The organism is Paracoccus sp. MKU1 (assembly GCF_001447385.1).
GTDB lineage: Bacteria > Pseudomonadota > Alphaproteobacteria > Rhodobacterales > Rhodobacteraceae > Paracoccus.
This window is the reverse complement of the sequence record NZ_LLWQ01000200.1, coordinates 1-18743: the sequence shown is the minus strand read 5'-3', so window position 1 is coordinate 18743 and position 18743 is coordinate 1. Positions and strand designations below refer to the sequence as shown.

At 67.6% G+C, this 18743-nt stretch carries 21 protein-coding genes and 1 pseudogene; 11 read left to right on the top strand and 11 right to left on the bottom strand.

Features of this window, described 5'->3' with window-relative positions; translation table 11 throughout:
* Window positions 1-4: 4 nt before the first annotated feature.
* Genes AQY21_RS18785 through AQY21_RS18775 form a run of 3 tightly spaced genes read right to left on the bottom strand, consistent with a single transcriptional unit; the run spans window position 5 to window position 2152 of the window.
* Window positions 5-1195: a UbiH/UbiF family hydroxylase gene (locus tag AQY21_RS18785; RefSeq protein WP_058099173.1), complete on the bottom strand. Its 1191-nt coding sequence runs from the start codon at window positions 1193-1195 to the stop codon at window positions 5-7.
* 18 nt (window positions 1196-1213) lie between these two features.
* Entirely contained in the window at window positions 1214-1423 is a 210-nt protein-coding gene (locus AQY21_RS18780; RefSeq protein WP_058099133.1) for a hypothetical protein, read from the bottom strand.
* Window positions 1424-1465: 42 nt separating this feature from the next.
* Window positions 1466-2152, bottom strand: coding sequence for a pyrimidine 5'-nucleotidase (locus AQY21_RS18775; protein WP_058099132.1), 687 nt, complete (start codon window positions 2150-2152; stop codon window positions 1466-1468).
* Window positions 2153-2216: 64 nt separating this feature from the next.
* Here AQY21_RS18775 and AQY21_RS18770 point away from each other — a divergent pair, with 64 nt between their 5' ends.
* The 3 genes from AQY21_RS18770 to AQY21_RS18760 are packed head-to-tail and all read left to right on the top strand — an operon-like array spanning window position 2217 to window position 4142.
* Window positions 2217-2849, top strand: coding sequence for a GntR family transcriptional regulator (locus AQY21_RS18770; RefSeq protein ID WP_028712375.1), 633 nt, complete (start codon window positions 2217-2219; stop codon window positions 2847-2849).
* A complete protein-coding gene (locus AQY21_RS18765) occupies window positions 2849-3472 on the top strand; it encodes a DNA-3-methyladenine glycosylase (protein ID WP_058099131.1) in 624 nt (207 codons plus the stop codon). The genes AQY21_RS18770 and AQY21_RS18765 overlap by 1 nt, the downstream gene beginning before the upstream one ends.
* Before the next feature lie 10 nt (window positions 3473-3482).
* Window positions 3483-4142 (top strand): alpha/beta hydrolase, encoded by a 660-nt coding sequence (locus AQY21_RS18760; protein ID WP_058099130.1) that lies wholly within the window; start codon window positions 3483-3485, stop codon window positions 4140-4142.
* Window positions 4143-4345: 203 nt separating this feature from the next.
* Here AQY21_RS18760 and AQY21_RS18755 read toward each other — a convergent pair whose 3' ends face one another.
* Window positions 4346-4765 (bottom strand): VOC family protein, encoded by a 420-nt coding sequence (locus AQY21_RS18755; RefSeq protein ID WP_058099129.1) that lies wholly within the window; start codon window positions 4763-4765, stop codon window positions 4346-4348.
* A 94-nt stretch (window positions 4766-4859) separates the two neighbouring features.
* On the opposite strand from AQY21_RS18755, the gene AQY21_RS18750 reads away from it, so the two are divergent.
* From AQY21_RS18750 to AQY21_RS28000, 3 genes are all read left to right on the top strand, one after another.
* Window positions 4860-5180: a multidrug efflux SMR transporter gene (locus AQY21_RS18750; protein ID WP_058099128.1), complete on the top strand. Its 321-nt coding sequence runs from the start codon at window positions 4860-4862 to the stop codon at window positions 5178-5180.
* A gap of 136 nt (window positions 5181-5316) precedes the next feature.
* The gene (locus AQY21_RS18745) at window positions 5317-5913 is read left to right on the top strand and encodes an HNH endonuclease (RefSeq protein WP_058099127.1); all 597 of its coding nucleotides are present in this window, start codon (window positions 5317-5319) and stop codon (window positions 5911-5913) included.
* A 138-nt stretch (window positions 5914-6051) separates the two neighbouring features.
* Window positions 6052-6414, top strand: a complete 363-nt coding sequence (locus tag AQY21_RS28000; RefSeq protein ID WP_238986832.1) for a hypothetical protein — start codon at window positions 6052-6054, stop codon at window positions 6412-6414.
* 75 nt (window positions 6415-6489) lie between these two features.
* On the opposite strand, the gene AQY21_RS29405 is transcribed toward AQY21_RS28000, so the two are convergent.
* Window positions 6490-6654 carry a hypothetical protein gene (locus AQY21_RS29405; protein WP_203416570.1) on the bottom strand — a complete coding sequence of 55 codons (165 nt, stop codon included), beginning with the start codon at window positions 6652-6654 and terminating at the stop codon, window positions 6490-6492.
* A gap of 155 nt (window positions 6655-6809) precedes the next feature.
* On the opposite strand from AQY21_RS29405, the gene AQY21_RS18740 reads away from it, so the two are divergent.
* Complete coding sequence (locus AQY21_RS18740) at window positions 6810-7892, top strand: PA0069 family radical SAM protein (RefSeq protein WP_058099126.1); 1083 nt, start codon at window positions 6810-6812, stop codon at window positions 7890-7892.
* Here AQY21_RS18740 and bmt read toward each other — a convergent pair whose 3' ends face one another.
* Window positions 7893-8852 carry a betaine--homocysteine S-methyltransferase gene (bmt, locus tag AQY21_RS18735; RefSeq protein WP_058099172.1) on the bottom strand — a complete coding sequence of 320 codons (960 nt, stop codon included), beginning with the start codon at window positions 8850-8852 and terminating at the stop codon, window positions 7893-7895.
* A 78-nt stretch (window positions 8853-8930) separates the two neighbouring features.
* The gene (trpS, locus tag AQY21_RS18730; RefSeq protein ID WP_058099125.1) at window positions 8931-9950 is read right to left on the bottom strand and encodes a tryptophan--tRNA ligase; all 1020 of its coding nucleotides are present in this window, start codon (window positions 9948-9950) and stop codon (window positions 8931-8933) included.
* A 110-nt stretch (window positions 9951-10060) separates the two neighbouring features.
* On the opposite strand from trpS, the gene AQY21_RS18725 reads away from it, so the two are divergent.
* Window positions 10061-10774 carry a rhomboid family intramembrane serine protease gene (locus AQY21_RS18725; RefSeq protein WP_058099124.1) on the top strand — a complete coding sequence of 238 codons (714 nt, stop codon included), beginning with the start codon at window positions 10061-10063 and terminating at the stop codon, window positions 10772-10774.
* Here AQY21_RS18725 and murJ read toward each other — a convergent pair.
* Genes murJ through AQY21_RS18710 form a run of 3 tightly spaced genes read right to left on the bottom strand, consistent with a single transcriptional unit; the run spans window position 10765 to window position 16335 of the window.
* The gene (murJ, locus tag AQY21_RS18720) at window positions 10765-12309 is read right to left on the bottom strand and encodes a murein biosynthesis integral membrane protein MurJ (RefSeq protein ID WP_058099123.1); all 1545 of its coding nucleotides are present in this window, start codon (window positions 12307-12309) and stop codon (window positions 10765-10767) included. The genes AQY21_RS18725 and murJ overlap by 10 nt on opposite strands.
* Before the next feature lie 10 nt (window positions 12310-12319).
* A complete protein-coding gene (locus tag AQY21_RS18715) occupies window positions 12320-15130 on the bottom strand; it encodes a [protein-PII] uridylyltransferase (protein WP_058099122.1) in 2811 nt (936 codons plus the stop codon).
* Window positions 15131-15132: 2 nt separating this feature from the next.
* The gene (locus AQY21_RS18710; protein WP_058099121.1) at window positions 15133-16335 is read right to left on the bottom strand and encodes a penicillin-binding protein activator; all 1203 of its coding nucleotides are present in this window, start codon (window positions 16333-16335) and stop codon (window positions 15133-15135) included.
* 103 nt (window positions 16336-16438) lie between these two features.
* Here AQY21_RS18710 and rsmI point away from each other — a divergent pair, with 103 nt between their 5' ends.
* Window positions 16439-17347, top strand: a complete 909-nt coding sequence (gene rsmI, locus AQY21_RS18705) for a 16S rRNA (cytidine(1402)-2'-O)-methyltransferase (RefSeq protein WP_082658178.1) — start codon at window positions 16439-16441, stop codon at window positions 17345-17347.
* On the top strand, window positions 17344-17757 hold the full coding sequence (locus AQY21_RS18700; RefSeq protein ID WP_058099120.1) for a YraN family protein: 414 nt from the start codon (window positions 17344-17346) through the stop codon (window positions 17755-17757). Before rsmI ends, AQY21_RS18700 begins: the two co-directional genes overlap by 4 nt.
* A gap of 108 nt (window positions 17758-17865) precedes the next feature.
* Here the strand turns inward: AQY21_RS18700 and AQY21_RS27995 are convergent.
* Window positions 17866-18289, bottom strand: a pseudogene (locus AQY21_RS27995) (IS481 family transposase); the annotation flags it as partial.
* Window positions 18290-18534: 245 nt separating this feature from the next.
* Here AQY21_RS27995 and AQY21_RS18695 point away from each other — a divergent pair.
* The coding region (locus AQY21_RS18695) for a transposase family protein (protein WP_161906061.1) at window positions 18535-18743 on the top strand (209 nt) is incomplete at its 3' end.

Below are 18743 nucleotides of genomic sequence, written 5' to 3'. Positions count from 1 at the left end.
CGGTTCAGGTCACGCCCAGGCCGGCACGCATCATGACCCTGCGCAGCGGCGGGATGGCGTAGAGGCTGCCCAAGGTTGCGGCGCGCAGGTCGCGCAAGGGGCGGGCCGAGATCATGCTGGCGCGGTTCAGCGCGTCGATGCCGATCAGGCGGGCCAGCGCCTCGGGGCGGCGGCGACGCTCATAGGCGGCGAGCGACGCGGCGCTGCCGGGGTCGCCGGCGGAAAGCGCGACCAGGGCGGCCAGATCGGCGAGGCTCATGTTCAGCCCTTGCGCGCCGATGGGCGGCACGACATGCGCGGCCTCGGCGATCAGCGCCGTGCGCGGGCCGGTGACGCGGTCGGCGATCTGGCTGATGATCGGCCATTCCGTCAGCCGGGTGGCCTGGGTCAGCTGGCCGAGCACGCCGGCCGAGCGGCGGTTCAGCTCGGCCTCGAAGGCCTCGGGCGGCAGGGCGCGCAGCCGGGCGGTTTCCGGGCCGCGCTCCATCCAGACCACCGCCGAGGAGGGCTTGCCGTCCCGGTCGGGCAAGGGCACCAGCGTGAAGGGGCCGCCCGAGCGGTGGATCTCGGTCGAGACGTTCTCATGCGGGCGCTCATGCGTGACGGCGAAGGCCAGCGCCTTCTGCCCGTAGCGCAGGGTGCGGGTGCCGATGCCGAGCGCTTCGCGGACCGGCGAATTGCGGCCGTCGGCGCCGATCACCAGCCTGGCCCGGATGCGGCTGCCATCGGTCAGCGTCGCCAGAGCTTCGCTGTCGCGGACCAGCAGGTCGGACGTGCCGGTTCCGGGCCGGAAGCGGACGTTTTGCAGGCTGGCGAGGCGGGCCGAGATCTCGCGCTTCAGCAGCCAGTTCGGCAGGTTCCAGCCGAAGGGCTGATCCGAGATCTCGGAGGCGTCGAAATCGCGGCTCAGCCGCGCCTGCGACAGTTTCCCGCCGGCATCGATGATGCGCATCACCTGCAAGGGCGTGGCATGGGGGGCGAGGCGATCCCACAGCCCGGCGGCTTGCAACACGGCGATCGAGGGATGCAGGAAGGCGGTGCTGCGCAGATCCGCGCCCGCGGCCGCCTCGTCCGTCACCGGCGGGGCCGGGTCGACGCAGATCACCGCATGTCCCGCGCTGCCGAAGGCAGCGGCCGCGATCAGCCCGGCAATGCCGCCGCCGGAGACGAGGATCTCGGTATCGTCGATCTGCATCATCTGCTCCCGGCCGGCCTAGAACCCGGCCGCATAGGCGGCGAGCATGGCGAAGACCAGCACCGTGGCCGCCAGCCCGATCAGGTTGAGCGCCGGCAGGCCCCAGAGCACGAGGCAGACGACCGAAAGCACCACGGCCAGCAGCGCGAAGGCGAAAAGGCCTCTCGCGGTGCGCGCTTCGGCCCGGTCCTGGGCTGCGGCTTCGGCGGGGGTAAGCGGTTCGGACATGGCGCGTTCCTTGGACGTTCGGGTTTCCTAACTGGCGGAAGGTCAAATCTTACCAAGCTTGTCGGTTCCAACAAGCCCGCGCAGGAAGCCGCCGAGATCCCCGGTGCGATGATGCACATGCGGGCCGGGGTCGTGATCCTCGGCCAGCTCGTCGGGGCCGTGGCGGCCGGAACCGACGAGAATCGTCCGCATTCCAAGCTCATGCGGGACGGCGAGGTTCCTGGGATCGTCCTCGAACATCGCGGCGCCGGTCGGCTCGAAACCCTCGGCGGCCAGGACTGCGGCATAAGCGCGCGGGTCCGGCTTGGGGTGAAAGCCCGATTCCTCGACACCGTGGATCGCGTCGAAGACGGTCAGCCCGCGATGCTCCAGCACCCGCGCCGCATAGGCGCTGTCGGCGTTGGTATGCACGATCTTGCGGCCGGGCAGGGCGGCGATCAGCCCGGCCAGCGCGGGATCGGGCGTCAGGACCGAGAAGTCGATGTCGTGGACCTCGCGCAGATAGGGCAGCGGGTCGATGCCATGCTCGGCCATCAGCCCGGCCAGCGTGGTGCCGTGGGTGCGCCAGTAATGGCGGCGCAGCCGGCCGGCCTCGGTCTCGGTCACCCGCAGCTCGCGCATGACATAGGCGGTCATGCGCCGCTCGATCTGGGCGAAAAGCCTGACCTCGGGCGCATAGAGCGTGTTGTCCAGATCGAAGATCCAGGTGGTGACATGCCGAAAATCCATGATCCCTGCCTAAACCCGCGGCATGGCGCTTGCAATCGCCGTTCCGAGCGCGGATCGTGCGGGCATGAAAGACGCCTATTCCCTGATCCTCTCCGCCATCGACAATGGCATCTATCGCCCCGGCGACAGGCTGGTCGAATCCGAACTGGCCGAACGCTTTGGCGTCTCGCGCACCCCGGTCCGCGAGGCTTTGCAGCGGCTGGAAACCCAGTCCATGCTCAAGCGCGACGGGCGCAGCCTGATCGTCGCCACGCTGGACCACAACCAGCTGGCCGAGCTTTACACCGTGCGCGCCGAGCTGGAGGCGCTGGCGGCGCGGCTGGCCGCCCGCCACGCCACGCCCGAGGAGGTGCGCGTGCTGGCCGGCATGGTCGAGGACGACCGCGCCATCCTGGGCGATCCGCAGGCCCTGGCGCGGGCGAATCGCCGCTTCCACCACCAGATCCACCTGGCCTCGCACAACCGCTACCTGGTGCAGCAGCTGGACCTGGTGCATCGCAGCATGGCCCTGATGGCGCGCACCAGCCTGGCCGCGCAGGGCCGCGACGTGGTCACGCTGGACGAGCATCAGGCCATCGTCGATGCCATCGCCGCCCATGACGGGGCGGCGGCAGAACAGGCGCTACGCCATCACATCTCGATGGCCTTCGAGACCCGGCTGAAGGAGGAGGCGCGGCTGGCCGACGAGGAGGAATGATGCGCGAGATCCGCGCCGCCGCCGATCTGGAGGAAGGCGCGGCGCATCTGATGCGGGTCTGTCCGGTCTGGGCGCGCGAACTGCCGGCGCTGCTGCCCTTGCCGCTGCGGCGCTGGCCCGAGGGGTTCCCGGCGATCCGCGACGCGGTGGTGTCGCAGCAGATCTCGACCCAGGCCGCCAATGCCATCGCCGCGCGCATGGCGGCGGCCGGGCTGGCCGACGAGGCCGGAATCGCCGCGGCCGATGAGGAGGCGCTGCGCGCCGTGGGCCTGTCGCGGCCGAAGATCCGCTATCTGCGCGGCATCGCCGGGGCAGGGGTGGAGTGGGCGGGCTTGCGCGATCTGCCCGACGAGGCGGTGATCGCCCGGCTGACGGCGCTGCCGGGGATCGGGCGGTGGACGGCTGACATCTATCTGAAATTCGCGCTTGGCCGGGCCGATGCCTTTGCCGCGGGCGATCTGGCGCTGGCCGAGGCGGCGCGGCTGCTCTACGCCTTGCCCGAGCGGCCCCGTCCGGCGGCGCTGGCCGAGATGGCCGAGCCCTGGCGGCCCTGGCGGGCGGTTGCGGCCCGGGCGCTCTGGGCCTATTACCGGGCCGCGAAAGGGCGCGAGGGCGTCCGCTGAGGGGGACGAGATGCTGCGCGAGTTGAAATCCGAACGCAAGGGGCCGCGCAAGGCCGATACGGTGGTGGTGTTCCTGCACGGCTATGGCGCCGACGGGGCCGACCTGCTGGGCCTGGCCGATCCGCTGGCGCCGCATCTGCCGGGCACCGCCTTCTATGCCCCGAACGCGCCCGAGCCCTGCCTGAACAATCCGATGGGCTATCAATGGTTTCCGATCCCCTGGATGGACGGCTCCTCCGAGGCGCAGGCTCAGGCCTCGGCCGCGCAATCCTTCAAGGACATCAACGCCTTCCTGGACGGGGTCCTGGCCGATGAAGGGCTGGCGGCGGACCGGCTGGCGCTGGTCGGCTTTTCGCAGGGCACGATGATGGCGCTGGCCGTCGCGCCGCAGCGGGACGAGGAGATCGCCGGCGTGGTGGGCTTCTCGGGGCGGTTGCTGGATCCCGACAATGTGGGTCAGGCGCGGGTCAAGCCGCCGGTCCTGCTGGTTCATGGCGACCAGGATCCGGTCGTACCCTTCGAAAGCATGGGGATCGCCGGCGAGGCGCTGCAAAAGGCTGGCTTCACCGTCTATGGCCATGTCATGAAGGGCACGGCGCATGGCATCTCTCCCGACGGGCTGTCGGTGGCGCTGGCCTTTCTGAAAGAGCGGTTTGCCGCCAGGTTGTGAAGCTTTGAGCGATTCCGCACTTGCGAAACCGGAAGCAGTTCCTAGGTTTTAAGAGAGAGGATACGAGGAGAGTTCACATGACCCTGATCTGGATGACTGCGATCGCCTTGATTCCGGCCGGCATGGTTTCCCTGCGTCTCCTTGTGCCGCAGGCAGCCGCGGTGCGTGTTCGCCGCTGATCGTCCCCGGGCGCTGGCCTGCGATCACTCCCAGATCGCGGGATCGGCGATCTCGATGGAATTTCCGGCAGGATCGCGGAAATACAGCGATCTGCCGCCTTGGGGCCAGATGAAATCGGCCTCGATCTCTATTCCCGACGCTTCCAGATGCCTGCGCCAGGCATCGAACGTGTCCGGCGCCGCCGCCATGCAGAAATGCCCCGGTCCCTCGCTGCCATGCGGCGGCACGGGCAGGCGGGCATCGGGCTTGGGCGGCACCCGCGTCGCGCTGGCGCGAAACACCAGCAGCACCTGCGCGCCGCAGCGAAAGAACACATGCCGGCCGGGCACACGGGCGATCTCGGGCAGGCCGATGATTCCGGTCCAGAAACCGGCGGCCGCGTCCAGATCCTCGGCGTAAAGCGCGGCCTCCAGCGTGCCGATCAGCTTGGGCGGTATGCTCATGCCGCCATCCTGCCAGCAATCCGCCGGCAGGGCCAGCCCGGCTTGACCTTGCCCGCGCGCCGCCACAACCTGCCCGGCAGGACAGGAGGCGGGCATGGCATGGATCTATCTGGGCGTGGCGGGGGTGCTGGAGGTGGTCTGGGCCTTTGCCATGAAGCAGTCCGAGGGTTTCACCCGGCCCTGGCCGGCCGCGATCACCCTTGTCGCCATGGTGGCCAGCGTCTGGTTCCTGTCGCTGTCGATGAAGGTGCTGCCCCTGGGCACGGCCTATGTCATCTGGACGGGCATCGGCGCGGTCGGCACCTTCGTGCTGGGGGTCTTGCTGCTGGGCGAATCGGCCGATGCCCTGCGCCTCGTCGCGGCGGTGCTGATCGTCGCGGGGCTGGTGCTGATGAAAATTGCCTCCCCGCCGTAAACCCTTGTCACGCACATGTCACGCCGCGCGGCTATTTGTGCGCCAGGCATATATTCAGGGACTTGTCAGCCCGGAGCCGCGATATATAGTCGGTGCCAAGTTCTGACCCGTCCCGGACAAGGCGAAGCGAGGGCCGATGCTGGACGACCATGGCGAATTTCGAACCCAATTCGTGCGCGAGCCATCCTTCTTGCGCCATCACCCCGCATTGGTTCTAAACGCCGATTTCAGGCCGCTCAGCTATTACCCGCTGTCGCTCTGGCCCTGGCAGGAGGCGGTGAAGGCGGTGTTCCTGGACCGGGTCCAGATCATCGCCGAGTATGACGAGGTGGTGCGAAGCCAACGCCACAGCATACGCATTCCCTCGGTCGTGGTGCTGAAAGATTACGTCAAACCCCAGAAGCGCGTGGCCTTCACGCGCTTCAATCTTTTTCTGCGGGACGAGTTCTGCTGCCAGTATTGCGGCGCCAAGGGCGAGTTGACCTTTGACCATGTCGTGCCGCGCTCGCGCGGGGGAATCACCAGCTGGGAGAATGTCGTCGCCGCCTGTTCGCCCTGCAACCTGAAAAAGGCCAATAAATCGCTGAAGCATTCGGGTCTGCGGCTGCGCCGCCCGCCGCGCCGGCCCACGCCCGAGGAAATGCATGCCATCGGCAGGCGCTTCCCGCCGAACCACCTGCATGAAAGCTGGATGGACTTTCTCTACTGGGATACGGAACTGGTCGCCGAATAGCGTAAACGCCACATCTTGTTGTTATAGCTAACGTTTTTGTCGCGGCCCGGAGATTTTTGTGGCTAGGGCGGCCTGGAACGCTGCGGATTTATTGCAGCGGCGCCCGATGCCGGTTAAAGAAACCGTCAGGTTTGCGTGATGACATCAAGCCTGCCTACGCGCCGAGTCGCACTTGTCCGGCGCTGCGACCGTCGTCCGCGCGCATGGCCGCCGCAAATCGCGGCCATGCAGGGCGATCAACGAAAAGACAAGAAAGGATCTCGTATGTGGACACGTATTCAGACCGTGGTGGACGGCAAACCCGTTTCGGGTGACTGGACCATTTGCCGCAATGAGGTGCCGGTTGGGCGCATCTGTCACGATCCGAAACAGCCGGGTGTCGCTGCCTGGGCCTGGTCAGTCCTGCACGATCCGAACGCCAACGGACGGGCATGGACAGAGGAGGCCGCGCTTTCGGCAATCAAGGACGGTGCCGAAAAGCCGGGCAACGCGGCCGCATAGAACCTTGGGAGGGCGGCGAGTCGCACCGCCGGCGCCCATCCTTCCGGCCCGGGCTCCGGGCCGTGGCCGGAAAAGCTAGCTTCGGTGATCGCGCGTCGTCAGATGCGCGATCGCGGCCGCCAGAAGCGCCACAAGTCCCAGCGCGAACAGCGGAATGCCCACGGCGCTTGCCGCCCAGATCGTCAGCCCGGCGGCCAGGATCACGGCAAGAATCAGGATCAGGAAATGCGGCAGCGGCATGTCATCCTCCGTTGCCTTCAATATGAGCCCGCGCGCGCCCGTCGAAAAGGCCCGCGGGGGTCATTTGCGCGTCCCGAGGCCGATTAATCCGGCTTGCGCAGCCGGGGCCCGCGGGCGATCTGGAAAATGTTCGCTAAATGTTCTAGTCTGGCAGAATGAGCCTGCCGCCCCGGAACCCTGACGAAATCCTGCGCGCCCGCGGCACCGACTCGCGTCCCGCGGCGCGGTTCGAGCCCTATGAGAGCGCGCGCGAGCATGACGGCTGGGACATTCCCGAGGAACAGAGCCTGCTGCGCACCGAGATCACGCAGGAGCGGGCGCGCTCGATCATTGCCCGCAACACCTCGCCCGACATCCCCTTCGACCGGTCGATCAACCCCTATCGCGGCTGCGAGCACGGCTGCATCTATTGCTTCGCCCGGCCGAGCCACGCCTATCTGGGCCTGTCGCCGGGGCTGGATTTCGAGACCCGGATCGTCGCCAAGCCCAACGCCCCCGAACTGCTGGAGGCCGAGATCGGCCGTCGCAGCTATGCTGTCGCACCCATCGCCTTTGGCACCAATACCGATCCCTACCAGCCCATCGAGGCGAAGCTGGGCATCATGCGCGGCTGCTTGCAGGTGCTGCATGACTGGAACCACCCGCTGAGCCTGGTGACGCGGGGCGCAACGGTGATGCGCGACACGGACCTGCTGGGGGCGATGGCGGCCAAGGGCCAGGTGATGGTCGGCATCTCGCTGACCACGCTCGACGCGGATCTGGCGCGGCAGATGGAGCCGCGTGCCCCGGCGCCCGCGACCCGGCTGCGAATGATCCGGGTGCTTTCGGATGCGGGCGTCCCGGTGCGGGTCATGGTCGCGCCGGTGATCCCGGTGCTGACCGAGCATGAGCTGGAGCGCATCATGCAGGCCGCCCGCGATGCCGGCGCGAGTGCTGCCAGCATGATCCCGATCCGCCTGCCGCTGGAGGTGGCGCCGCTGTTCCGCGACTGGCTGGAGCGGCACCAGCCCGGCAAGGCGGCGCATGTCATGGCGCGGGTGAAGGCGATGCGCGGCGGGCGCGACAACGATCCGCGCTTCGGCAAGCGCATGCGCGGCGAGGGGCACGAGGCCGACCTGCTGCACCAGCGTTTCCGCCTGGCCCGCAAGCGGCTGGGCCTGGCGCGCGAAGCCGAGGTGCTGGATTGCAGCCGCTTCGGCCCGCCGCCACGGGCGGGGGACCAGCTGTCGCTGTTTTGACTATTCCCCCGGTCCCATGGCCTGGGCGATGCGGGCCGAGATGCGCTCGGGCGAGGGGCGGGGGCCGCGCGGCGCCGCGACCAGTGCGTCGCGCATGGCGGCCAGATGCTCGGGCGTGGTGCCGCAGCAGCCGCCGATGACGCGCACGCCCAGATCGCGGGCCAGCACGGCGAATTCCGCCATGACCTCGGGCGTCGCATCATAGATCAGCCCGCCGTCCTGATAGCGCGGCACCCCGGCATTGGGCTTGGCGATCAGGGGACGCTCGTTCCCCGACGAGGCGAAGCCAGCCACGGCCAGCAGCAGCTCGGCCGGGCCGGTGCCGCAATTGGCGCCATAGGCCAGCGGAGGATAGGGCAGCCTGTCGATCAGCGAGGCAAGCTGCGGCGGCGTCACCCCCATCATGCTGCGCCCGCCCGGCTCGAAGCTCATCATGCCGCACCAGGGCATGCGCACGGCCTGCGCGGCCTTGGCGGCGGCGCGCATTTCCTCGGCGGCGCTGATCGTCTCGATCCACAGCAGGTCGGCGCCGCCTTCCTTCAGCGCCTGCGCCTGTTCGGTGAACATGGCGGTGGCCTCGGCCTCGGTCAGCCGGCCCATCGGTGCCATGATCTCGCCGATCGGGCCGATCGAGCCGGCGACGACCACGGCGCGGCCGACCTCGGCCGCGGCCTCGCGCGCCAGCCGGGCGGCGGCACGGTTCAGCGCGGCCACCCGGTCCTGCGCCTTGGCCAGCCGCAGCCGGCTGGCATTGGCGCCGAAGCTGTTGGTCAGGATGATGTCTGCGCCCGAGGCGATCATCTGCCGGTGCAGTTCGCGCACCTTGTCGGGATGGGTTTCGCACCATAGGTCCGGCGCCTGTCCCGGCGCCAGCCCCATGTTGTAGAGATTGGTTCCGGTCGCCCCGTCGGCCAGAAGCCATGGGCGTTCGCCGAGCATCCTCGACAGCTGGTCAGGCATGGTGTTTCCCGTTTTGCGGCAGGATCGGGGAATCATAGCCCATCCTGCCGGGAAGTCATTGAGACATTTGCGGGCTGCTCAGCGCGAACGGATCATGCCCATGATGTCCTTGGTGCGCTCGACGATCGGCTCAGCGATGGCCTGCGCCTGGCCGGCGCCGCGGCCCAGGATGCGGTCGATCTCGGCCGGGTCGGCCATGAACTCGGTCATCCGCCGGGTGATCGGCGCCAGCGCCTCGACCGCGACCTCGGCAAGCGCCGGCTTGAAGGCGCCGAAGCCCTGGCCCTCGAACCGCGTCAGCACCTGGTCGCCGCTCTCGCCGGTCAGCGCGGCATAGATGTTGACCAGGTTCTTGGCCTCGGGCCGGTCCTTCAGCCCCTCCATCGATCCCGGCAGCGGGTCGGCATCGGTGCGCGCCTTGCGGATCTTTTGCGCGATGGCGTCGGCATCGTCGGTCAGGTTGATGCGGCTGGCATCCGAGGGATCGGATTTCGACATCTTCTTGGACCCGTCGCGCAGCGACATGACGCGCGTCGCCGTGCCCTCGATCATCGGCTCTGTGATCGGGAAGAAATCCACGCCATAGTCGTGGTTGAACTTGGCGGCGATGTCGCGGGTCAGCTCCAGATGCTGCTTCTGGTCCTCGCCCACCGGGACGGCGGTGGCGTGATAGGCCAGGATGTCGGCCGCCATCAGCGACGGATAGGCCAACAGGCCCAGCGACGAGTTTTCGCTGTTCTTGCCGGCCTTGTCCTTGAACTGGGTCATGCGATACATCCAGCCCACGCGCGCCACCGTGTTGAACAGCCAGGCGAGTTCGGCGTGCTGCGATACCTGGCTCTGGTTGAACAGGATCGAGACCTCGGGGTCCACGCCCGAGGCCATGAAGGCCGCGGCCACCTCGCGGGTGTTGTGCCTGAGCTTCTCGGGATCCTGCCAGACGGTGATCGCGTGCAGGTCCACGACGCAATAGATCGTCTCGGCCCCCTTGCCCTGATAGTCCGCAAAGCGTTTCAGCGCACCCAGATAGTTCCCCAGCGTCAGCCCACCCGAGGGCTGGATGCCGGAGAAGATGCGCTTGGCGAAGCTCGTGGTCATGGCACTACCTGCTTGGAAAATCCCGGTGGCTGGCTTACCTGTTGCCCCGCGCGGGCGCAACCGCCCGCAGATAGGACAGGGGCGCACCAGCCCGCAGGAAAGGAGCCTCGATGCGTCCCGGTTACGATGAATCGCCGCTGAACCCCGTGCCCGCCGTGGTCTGGATGATCGCCCTGCCGATGATCGCCTGCGAGGCGGTGTTCGGGCTGGCGCAGATGGGCTTTGTCGGCGGCGGTGGGCAGGGCGCCGGCCTTGCCATGCGCCAGATCGCGGTCGAGCGCACCGCCTATATCCCCGAATTCGTGCTGCGGCTGTGGCAGATGCGGGCCTTTTTCTTCGACCAGAGCTGGCGCATCGTCACCTATCCCTTCGTGCATCTGTCGCTGACCCATGCGCTGTTCGTGATCGTCTTCACGCTGGCACTGGGGAACCTGATCGCGCATCAGTTCCGGGCCTGGGCGGTCGCGGCGCTGTTCTTCGGCTCGGCCATCGGCGGGGCGCTGGTCTATACGCTGGCCGCGGGGCTCTTGCCGCAGTTCCGCTTTCAGGCGCTGATCGGCGGCTATCCGGCGGTCTATGGCTTTGTCGGCGCCTTTACCTTCCTGCTCTGGACCCGGCTTGGGCAGGAGAACGCGAACCGGCTGCGCGCCTTCGTGCTGATCGGGATGCTGCTGGCCTTTCAGCTGGTCTTTGCCATCCTGTTCCAGGACGGCAGCATGACCTGGATCGCCGAGATCGCCGGTTTCTGCTGCGGCTTCCTTTTGTCCTTCGTGCTGATCCCGGGCGGAATCGGGCGCGTGATGCGCCAGATCCGTCAGCGCTGACGGCGCAGGCCCGCGCGCAGGTCCGAGGGGCGGAAGGCGCCGAGGGCCAGCGCCGCCGCCCCATAGGCCGCAAGCCCGCCAAGAACCAGCGCCACCAGCGCCAGATAGCGGGTGCCGGGCTGTTCCAGAGCATTGCCAAGGACCAACATCAAGCCCCAGATCACCGCGCCCATCACGGCGGATGCCGCGCAGATGCGGGGCAGGCGGTGGCGGAAGCGGTCGTCGAGCTCGGCCGCCTCGCCAAAGGCCTTCGTGCCGCGCCAAAGCTGCGCGGCCATGGTCCAGCCGGCGATGGTGGTGCCCCAGGCGGCGGCGGAAAAGCCGATGAAGGGCGCAAGTCCCAACGCCACCACCGCATTGACCACCATCGACCAGACCGCGAAGCGGAACGGGGTGCGGGTGTCCTCGCGGGCGAAATACAGCGGCTGCAACACCTTTTGCAGCACGAAGGCCGGCAAGCCCAGGCCATAGATCGCCAGCGCCAGCGCGGTCGGGCCGACATCGGCGGTCAGGAAGGCGCCGCGCCGGAACAGCACCGAGATCAGCGGATAGGCCATCACCACCAGCGCGACGGCGGCAGGCACGGTCAGGAACAGCGCGAATTCGGCGGCGCGGTTATAGGCGTGGCGGCCGCCGCCGGTATCGCCGTTCTTGAGCCGGCGCGAAATATCGGGCAGCAGCACGATGCCGATGGCGATGCCCACCACGCCCAGCGGCAGCTGATACAGCCGGTCGGCATTGGTCAGCCAGGCGATGGCCCCGTCGAAGAACGAGCCGACCTGCCGCCCGACCAGCAGGTTGACCTGCACCACGCCGCCGGCCAGCACGGCGGGCGCCGCCACGGCCAGCAGCCGCCGCATGTCCGGCGTCAGCCGCGGCCGGCGCAGGCGCAGCGGAAAGCCCATGCGCTTCGCCGCCCACCAGACGGTGAACAGCTGCGCGATGCCCGAGACCGGGGTGGACCAGGCCATGGCCAGCCCCATGTCCCAGCCCCGCCAATCGGCCAGCAGCATGGCCGCGATCAGGACGAAATTCATCAGCACCGGCGCCGCTGCCGCGGCCATGAAGCGTCCGCCGGCGTTCAGAAGCCCCGAAAGCAGCGCGGTCAGCGAGATGAACAGGATATAGGGAAAGCAGATGCGGCCATAGATCACCGCAAGCTCGAAACGCTCGTCGCCCCGAAAGCCCGCGGCCTGCATCAGCACCAGCCAGGGCATGGCGAGATGCGCGATCAGCGAGACGATCAGCACCACCGAGAACAGCCCCGAAAAGGCCTCCTCGGCAAAGCCGCGCGGGTTCTCGCCGCTTTCCAGGCGCTTGGCGAACATCGGCACGAAGGCGGTGTTGAAGGCGCCCTCGGCAAAGAAGCGGCGGAACATGTTGGGCAGGGTGAAGGCGACGATATAGGCCTGCGCCACCGGGCCGGTGCCCAGATAAGCGGCGATCATCACGTCGCGGACGAAGCCCACGATGCGGCTGGCCAGAGTCCATGCGCCCACCGAGAGAAAGCCCCGGATCAGTCGTATCGGTTGCATCTTCTGTCCCTCAGAACGTCCCGCCCAGCGGGCGCTCGGCCCGCTCGGCCCGCTCGACCCCTTCCTTGATCGCCTGCCGCAGCCGTTTCTCCAGCGCCTCGCGGCGCTGCTGCTGGTGCAGCTTCAGCCCGAACATGTCCTTGACATAGAAGGTGTCCACCACCTGCGCACCGAAGGTGGCGATCACGGCGCTGGCGATCTGGATGTGGTTGTCGGCCAGCGTCCGCGTCAGGTCGTAGAGCAGCCCCGGACGGTCGCGGGTATCGACCTCGATCACCGTATAGACGTCGGATGCCTCGTTGTCGAAGGTGATATGGGTGGGGAAGCGGAAGGCCGCCTCGCGCTTCTTGGGCTTGTCGCGGCCGGCCAGCGCCTCGCGCGCGACGATTTCGCCCTTCAGCGTGCGCTGGATCATGGTGCGCAGGCGCGGCAGGCGGTCGGCGGCATAGGGATGGCCGTCCGCATCCTGCAACCAGAACACCGCGGTCGCAAAGCCGTCCTTGGTGGTATAGGTGCGCGCATCGACGATATTGGCCCCGACCAGCGCCAGCGCCCCTGCCATGCGCGAGAAGATGCCGGGATGGTCGGCCAGCACGAAGGCCGCCCGCGTCGCGTCGCGGTCGGTGTCGGGATGCAGGTCGGTGCGGATCTCGTCATCGCCCAGATCCTTCAGCATCTGGGCAAAGACATATTGCGTCTCGGTCGGCAGGCCCGGCCAATAGTTGTCGTAGTGCCGGCCCAGCTCGGCCTTGATCGCCCTGGGCTCCCAGCCCTTGGCGGTCAGCAGGTGGCGCAGCGAACGCTTGGCCTCGCCGATGCGCTTGTCGCGGTTCAGCTCCTCCAGGCCGTTTTCCAGCGCCAGCTTGGTTTCCTGGTGCAGCTTGCGCAGCAGCATCGCCTTCCAGTTGTTCCAGGTGCCCGGGCCGACGCCGCGGATGTCGCAGACGGTCAGCACCAGCAGCATGTCCAGCCGCTTGGTCGTCTTTACGGCCTTGGCGAAGTCGCGCAGCGTGCGCGGATCGGCGATGTCGCGCTTCTGCGCCACGTCCGACATCAGCAGGTGGTTGCGGATCAGCCATTCGATGGTCTCGATCTCGTCCGCCGGCAGTCCGAAGCGGGTGCAGATGCGCCGTGCCAGCCGTGCGCCCAGGATCGAATGGTCCTCGGCCCGGCCCTTGCCGATGTCATGCAGCAGCACGGCGAGATAGATCACCCGCCGGTTCACCTTGCCCTTCATGATCTTGCTGACCACGGGCAAGTCCTCGGCATCCTCGCCGCGTTCGATGGCGGCCAGCGCCGCGACGCATTGGATCAGGTGCTCGTCCACCGTGTAATGGTGATAGACGTTGAACTGCATCATCGCCACGACCGGGGCGAATTCCGGGATGAAGGCCGCCAGCACGCCCAATTCGTTCATCCGCCGCAGCGAGCGTTCCGGGTTGCCGTGCTTGAGCAGCAGGTCGAGGAAGATCCTGACCGCCTCGGGGTCCGAGCGCATGCGGTCGTCGATCATCTCCAGATTGGCGGTGACGGCGCGCATGGCGTCGGGATGGATCAGGATGCCGGTCCTCAGCGCCTCCTCGAAAAGCCGCAGGATGTTCAGCGGATCGGAGAGGAATTGCCGTTCGTCGGCATAGGTCAGCCGCCCGCGGTCCACCCGGAAGCCGGCCCGGACGCGGCGGCGGCGCTGGAACAGCAGGTTCATGATCGGCGCCCTGTAGAGGTGCCTTGCCTCCAGCGCGACCAGGAACACCCGGGTCAGCTCGCCCACCTTGGTGGCGTGCAGGAAATAATCCTGCATGAAGATCTCGACCGCGCGGCGGCCGCCCAGGTCGCGATAGCCCATGCGCCGGGCGACCTCGACCTGCATGTCGAAGGTCAGCTGGTCCTGCGGCCGCCCCGCGATCAGGTGCAGATGGCAGCGCACCGCCCAGAGGAAATCCTCGGCCTGCCAGAAGGTCAGGTGCTCCTCGCGGGTGAAGAAGCCCAGGCCGACCAGTTCGACGGCGCGATCGACGCGGTGGATGTATTTCGCGATCCAATAGAGGGTTTGCAGGTCGCGCAGGCCGCCCTTGCCCTCCTTGACGTTCGGTTCCAGCACATAGCGCTGGCCGCCCTGGCGGCGGTGGCGCGCGGCGCGTTCGGCCAGTTTCGCCTCGATGAATTCCGGGACGGTCTTGTCGAAAAGCTCGGACCACAGCCGGTCGCGCAGGGTCTCGGCGGCGGCGGCATGGCCGCAGATCAGCCGGTGCTCCAGCAGGCTGGTGCGGATGGTGATGTCGCCCGCGCCGAGCCGCAGGCAGTCGTCGATGGAGCGGGTGGACTGGCCGATTTTCAGCTTCAGATCCCAAAGCATGTAGAGCATCGATTCCACGACGCTCTCGGCCCAGCCGCTGACCTTCCACGGCGTCAGGAACAGCAGGTCCACATCGGATTGCGGCGCCATCTCGGCCCGGCCATAGCCGCCGATGGCCAGCACCGCCAGCCGCTCGGCATCCGTCGGGTTGAGCAGCGGGTGCAGGATGGTGGTCGCGACGTGATGGATCGCCGTCACGGTGGCGTCGGTGAGGCTGGCGATGGCGCGCACCGTCTCGCGCGCGGCGCGGGGATGGGACATGAAGCCGGCGGCGATGTCGGCCATGGCGGAGCTGCGGGCCTGGGCCAGGATGGCGACGGTGCGCGCCCGGATCTCGCGCGGCTCGGCGATGTCCGCCAGCGCCTCGGTCAGCGCCGGCAGGAAGCTTTCGGGGGTGAACAGCGAATGCGCCCCGGGCAGGGCCGGGGCGCTTTGCGGCAGGCTGTCGGTGTCCTTGGCGCTCAAGATCAGAACCCGAAGCCGCCGAAGCTGCGCGGTGCCGGGTCGAGCACCACCACCTGGCCGCCCCGCACGGTGGCCACGGCCAGCGCGCGCTCGTTGGTGCCGTCGCGCTTGAGGCGGAAGGCGCCCGAGACCCCGGCAAAGCCCGAGTTCTGCGTCAGGCCCGAGGTCGTCAACGCATTGCGATTGCCCGCCCGCACCAGCGCGGCGATGGCGGACACCCCGTCATAGGCCAGCGAGCCCAGTTCATGCGGCGTCTCGCCATAGGCGGCGCGGTAACGCTGGTCGAACTGCGCCTTCCTCGTGGTGTCCGGAATGGCGAACCAGCCGCCCTGCACGCCGCGCAGCTGCAAGCGGGCCGAGGGCTGGTCCCAGCGCGTCAGCCCCATCATCTGCACCGTGGCCGAGGTGATGCCGGCATCGGCCAGCTTGTCGGTCAGATAGGGCAGCACCGCGCCCTGGTTCGCGGTCAGGAAGACCGCATCGACATTGCCCGACAGCGCCGCCTGGGCGACGTTCGGCACGATGCCGTCGATACCGGTCTTCGACAGCGGATGCACGGCGGTTCCGGCCAGGGTGGCGCCGTTGCGCTGGATCGCACGCTGGATGGCGCGGGCGCCGACCTGGCCGGCGGTGTCGTCCTCGGCCACCATCAGGATGCGGCGCTTGCCGTTCCGGACGCCGTATTTCACCAGCCGGTCGGCGACGTTGTCGAAGGTATTGCCCAGCACGAAGACGTTGCCGCCCGCGATGTCGGTATTGTTCGAGAAGGAGAGCACGTTCACGCCCTGCGGCGCCATGGCATTGCCGACCGCATTGGCGCTGTCGGCGAAAAGCGGGCCCAGGATGATCTTGGCCCCCTCGGCCACGGCGCGGTTGGCCATCGCGACGGCGGTGCCGGGCTCGGAGCCCGAATCATAGATGCGCAGGTCGATGGTGGCGCCCCGCGCATCCGCGGCCGCCATCTTCGCGGAATTGCCGAGCGAGCGCGCCAGCCAGTCCAGATCCGCGCTTCCCGCGCCGCCGGGCACCAGCAGCGCCACCGGCACCGGCTGCGACGGGTCGATGCTCTGGCCGGTCTGCGGGCCCGAGGCCCCCATCTCGATCGGCTGGCAGGCGGCAAGGGCCAGGGCGGAAAGGACAGCTCCGATGCGCGCAAGCGGGCGGCGCAGGTCGAAGGCGCCGCGGATCGTTTTCAGGACGGTCATGGCGTGATTCCCTGTTGGATCGAGGCTGGGGGTTTGATGGGGGCAGGTTATTGGCATATTCCGGACATGGCAACTTGCCCCGGCAGCACGAAAGGGACCAGCGATGGAGGATGGCGCCAGCACAACCGGGACCGGCGCGCGGCCGCTTTCCCTGACCGTCTCGGCTTCCGCTCCCGAGCCAGGGCTCTATCTGGTCGCGACCCCGATCGGCGCGGCGCGGGACATCACCCTGCGGGCGCTCGACGTGCTGAACACCGCCGATGTCCTGGCCGCCGAGGATACCCGCAACCTGCGGCATCTGATGGATATTCACGGCATCCCGGTGCGCGGCCGCCGCATCATCGCCTATCACGACCACAATGCCGACCGGCAGCGCCCGGCGATCCTTGCCGCCCTGGGCGAGGGGCGATCGGTGGCCTATGCCTCGGATGCCGGTACGCCGCTGGTCGCCGATCCCGGCTACCGGCTTGCGCGGGATGCCGCCGAGGCGGGCTTTGCCGTCAGGGCGCTGCCCGGCCCCTCGGCGGCGCTGGCGGCGCTGTCGGTCTCGGGGCTGCCAAGCGACAGATTCCTGTTCGTGGGCTTCCCCCCGGCCGCAGGCGGGGCGCGGCGAAGCTGGATCGAGAGCTGGCGCAAGGTGGATGCCACGGTGATCGCCTTCGAAAGCCCCAGGCGCGTTAAGCAACTGTTGGAGAATTTGTGCGAAGGTGAAGCGAATCGGGTTACGGTGATTTGCAGGGAGCTGACGAAGAAATTCGAAGAGGTGATGCGCGGCACGGCGGCGGAGCTGCTGGAACGTATCCCCGAGGACGGGCTACGCGGCGAGATCGTGGTGCTGTTCGGGCGACCCGAACCGGTCGCCGCGGATGAGGACAGCCTGCGTGAGGCTTTGGCGGGACGGTTGGACAGGCTGCCGGTGAAGGAGGCTGCCGCGGAAGTCGCTGCGCAGTTCGGGCGACCCCGGCGCGAGATCTATGCGCTGGCCCTTGAGATGAAGAAGGAGCGCGAATGAAGTTCGAACGGATTTCCTACGGGACACCGGTCCCGGTCATCGACAGAAGAGTGCGGCAAGGTGCTGTTGCCTTTTCCGCCGGTCGTTTCGCCGAAGAATCGGTGGCCCGGGAATATCGCCAGCGCGGTTACGAGGTCATGGCCGAACGCTGGCGCGGCCGTGGTGGCGAAATCGACCTCATTCTGCGCAAGGACGACGAATATGTCTTTGTCGAGGTCAAGAAATCGCGCAGCCACGGCAGTGCCGCCGCCCGGCTGGGTGGCCGGCAGATCGCGCGGATCTGCAATGCTGCGCTGGAATATTGCGGGCGCCTGCCTGCCGGGTTGCTGACGGCGATGCGTTTCGATGCTGCCCTGGTCGATCAGTTCGGACGGGTCGAGATCATTGAGAATGCCTTCGGCGTGAACTAGGTGCTCAGTCCCGGCAGTTGGTGGATCGGATCAACGATGAATCTGTCTGGGTCTGGAGTCCAGACCTTGCAGATGTATTCGTGGGGCGTGAGGCCGTTCGGTTTGAACGAGGCGAACGAAGGCAAGCTTGCTGGTTCTGTCAATCGCGACAAAGAGATAGAGCTTTCGCTCGGCGGTCTGCACTTCGGCGATATCGACATGGGGAGAGCCGATCGGATGACGTTTGAAGCGCTGTCGTTTCGGCTTGTCGCCGTCCACATCCGATGGGCGCGATATCCCGTGCCGCTGAAGGCGGCGGTGCAAGGCCGACCGCGTCCGATGAGGAACTTGACGGTTGCAGGGCATAAAGGCAGTGGCCCAGCGGCAGCAGTGTGTGCCGTCCGAGCGCCACGACCATCGCTTCTTCCTCCTCGCTCGACGCCGGGCCATGAGCCAGGTGCATGGCATCCTTAAGCGCGCTTGTATCCGATGCGCCCCATTGTGAAGCATCCGCCGTCCCTGCGTCACGCAGGGCAGCTTCTCGGCCTGGAATGGGGTGAGCAAGAGCGGATTGGCTGACGAAGCCCTCGCATCATGCGGGGGATTTGCCGTTTCAGGGGCTTTCCCCCTTCCGGCGAGGCATGACAAGAAAGCACCGCGGCCCTGTTATTGCTTGTTCCTCGCTCCTGGAGTTTCTAGCATGTGTTTCGGCCTGCAATTTTGGCTCTGACGCAGATTGTGTGATGTCCGTATGCGCCCGCTCTACATTCAGCGTGTTTGTTCAAGGAGGTGGACATCATGCCGGCACGCTACGATACCAGGCTCTTGCCTGAGGGGGTGCGCGCAACCGGATACAGGGTGGACGGCGCGGTGATTTCGGTTGATGCGGAGATGATCCGGTCCGAAGCGTTCTGTCCGGAGTGCGGCTTCCGGTCGGCGCGCCGACATGGGCGCTATGTCCGCAGTCTCGCAGATCTGCCCGCCCACGGCCGAACTGTTCAGCTGCG